The sequence below is a fragment of the Microvirga sp. KLBC 81 genome, assembly GCF_003075415.1.
In the GTDB taxonomy this organism is placed as follows: Bacteria; Pseudomonadota; Alphaproteobacteria; order Rhizobiales; family Beijerinckiaceae; genus Microvirga.
Map to the genome: position 1 here is coordinate 1 of NZ_QDAH01000213.1, position 2,018 is coordinate 2,018.

Below are 2,018 nucleotides of genomic sequence, written 5' to 3' on the forward strand. Positions count from 1 at the left end.
GCCCCCGGTCAGCCTCCTTCCGGCGCGACGGTTTTTCCGGTCCACTCGGAGTTGACTTCCTCTCAATCCAGGTCTTTCTACGCGGGAAAGCGGATGGAGCGCTCTTGTGCACTAGCCGCTTTTATCGGGGCGGTGCTCTTTTCAGGGCATCCGCCTTACTCATCGGCCCATGAGCCGATCCGGTCGCAGCCTACCCGGTCAAAACAAGGAGCCCTCGTGAAGACCCTCGTCATCTGTTCCGGCGGATTGGATTCCGTCACGCTCGCGCACAAGGTCGCGGCTGAGCGAACCCTCACCCGCCTCGTGTCCTTCGATTACGGCCAGCGCCACAGGAAGGAGCTCGACTCCGCACGGGCCTGCGCCGTCCGCCTCGGCGTGCCTCACGACATCGTGGACATCTCGGCCGTCGGACGCCTCCTGACCGGGTCGGCCCTGACCAGCGGCGAACCCGTTCCGGAGGGGCATTATGCGGAAGACACCATGCGGATCACCGTGGTGCCGAACCGCAACGCCATCATGCTCGCGATTGCCTTCGGTGTGGCTGCAGCGGAGCAGGCTGACGCCGTGGCGGCGGCCGTCCATGGCGGCGATCACTTCATCTACCCGGATTGCCGCCCGGACTTCATCGAAGCGTTCGAGATCATGCAGCGCCATGCCTTGGAGGGATTGGCAAACATCGCCCTCTACACGCCCTTCGTGCGGCTGAGCAAAGCCGACATCGTGCGCGAGGGCGCCCGGCTCGGTGTGCCCTTTGCCGACACCTGGTCCTGTTACCAGGGCGGCGAACGCCATTGCGGGCGCTGCGGCACCTGTGTCGAGCGGCGCGAGGCCTTTCACCTCGCCGGGATGGACGATCCGACGCCGTATGAGGATCCGGACTTCTGGATCGAAGCCTGCCGCGGGCATCAAGCTCGTCAATCAGCATAAGCACAGCCATGTACACCATTGCCAAACGTTTTGCCTTCTCCGCCTCGCACCTGATCGGCGGCCTGCCGGCGGAACATCCCTGCTCCCGGCTGCACGGCCACAACTATGAGGTCGAGGTCATTCTGCAATCGGCCGAACTCGACCGGGTCGGCTTTGTCCGCGACTACCGTGAGCTCTCGGAGCTCAAGGCGTTCATCGACAACACCCTCGATCATCGCCACCTCAACGAGGTCCTCGGACACGACCAGACGACCGCCGAGGTCATCGCCCAATGGCTCTACGACTGGTGCAAAGTGCGCTGGCCGGAGGTTGCGGCCGTGCGGGTCAGTGAGACCCCGAAAACCTGGGCGGAATACCGGCCATGAAAGGCAGCATCCGCATCAGCGAGATCTTCGGCCCGACCGTTCAGGGCGAGGGTCCCTTGATCGGCCGCCCCACCGTGTTCGTGCGCACGGGTGGCTGCGATTACCGCTGCCGCTGGTGCGATACGCTCTACGCGGTGCTGCCCGAGTTCCGCGAGGACTGGAGCCTGATGACGCCGGGCGCGATCATGGCGCAGGTCGAGCGCCTGTCCGGCTCCACGCCAGTGCTGGTGTCGCTGTCGGGCGGCAATCCGGCACTTCAGCCATTGGCACCGCTCATCGCGCTGGGCCGGCAGAAGGGTTATACGTTCGCGCTGGAGACCCAAGGCAGCGTGCCCCAGCCATGGTTCGCCGCGCTCGACTGGCTCATGCTCAGCCCGAAGCCACCATCCTCGGGCATGGACACCAATTGGCAGGCCTTGGACGAGTGTGTCAGGGCCGCGGCGAGTGGACCGCACTGCGTCGTCAAGGTCGTTGTGTTTGACGAGGATGACTATGGCTATGCCAAGCGGGTGGCCAGCCGGTATCCGGCTCTGCCGGTTTACCTTCAGGTCGGAAACCCTGCTCCGCTGGTGACCCACTCCGGTCCAGGCAGCGAAGAGGCCGACCTCGACGAGGTGATGGAGCGCTTCCGCTGGCTTGTCGCCACGGTGGCGGCGGATCGGTGGTTCACGGCGACAGTCCTGCCGCAGTTGCACGTCCTCGCCTGGGGCAACAAACGCGGCGTCT

3 protein-coding genes are annotated in these 2,018 nt (G+C 65.0%); all 3 read left to right on the top strand.

Annotated elements, in window-relative coordinates; genetic code table 11:
- The first annotated feature begins 216 nt into the window (after positions 1–216).
- Positions 217–927: a 7-cyano-7-deazaguanine synthase QueC gene (gene queC / locus DC522_RS33260; RefSeq protein ID WP_116532664.1), complete on the top strand. Its 711-nt coding sequence runs from the start codon at positions 217–219 to the stop codon at positions 925–927.
- Positions 928–935: 8 nt separating this feature from the next.
- Positions 936–1,292, top strand: a complete 357-nt coding sequence (locus DC522_RS33265) for a 6-carboxytetrahydropterin synthase (RefSeq protein WP_116532665.1) — start codon at positions 936–938, stop codon at positions 1,290–1,292.
- The coding region (queE, locus tag DC522_RS33270; protein WP_116532666.1) for a 7-carboxy-7-deazaguanine synthase QueE at positions 1,289–2,018 on the top strand (730 nt) is incomplete at its 3' end. The genes DC522_RS33265 and queE, both read left to right, overlap by 4 nt.

What these genes read in the sequence shown, in the direction of transcription:
- DC522_RS33265 (WP_116532665.1), top strand. Translation starts at nt 936, where the DNA reads ATGTACACCATTGCCAAACGTTTTGCCTTCTCCGCCTCGCACCTGATC.